Origin of the sequence: Bacillus sp. SIMBA_074, from assembly GCF_046534555.1 — a bacterium.
GTDB lineage: Bacteria > Bacillota > Bacilli > Bacillales > Bacillaceae_G > Bacillus_A > Bacillus_A mycoides.
On record NZ_JAWRYM010000481.1, the window covers coordinates 1 to 273 of the forward strand.

Genomic DNA, 273 nt, shown 5'->3' on the forward strand with positions numbered 1-273 from the left:
CGTGGCTCGACTCGTTCGTGCCCGCGACGACCCTGCTGGCCGCCGTGCCGTACTTCTGGCTCGCCCTGGTGCTGGTCTACATCTTCGCCACCACCCTGCACTGGTTCCCTGCGCAAGGCGGGTACGACGTGACTCTGGACCCCGGCTGGACGCCCGAGTTCATCGCGTCGGCCATCCAGTACGGGTTCCTGCCCGCGATGACCATCGTGATCGCCTCGATCGGCGGATGGCTGCTGGGGATGCGCAACATGATGGTGTCCACGCTGTCCGAGG

1 protein-coding gene is annotated in these 273 nt (G+C 66.7%); it reads left to right on the forward strand.

Annotated features, from left to right (window positions below; translation table 11 throughout):
• Positions 1–273 (forward strand): ABC transporter permease subunit (locus tag SB773_RS31665; protein ID WP_410594286.1); only part of this gene is annotated, 273 nt, incomplete at both ends.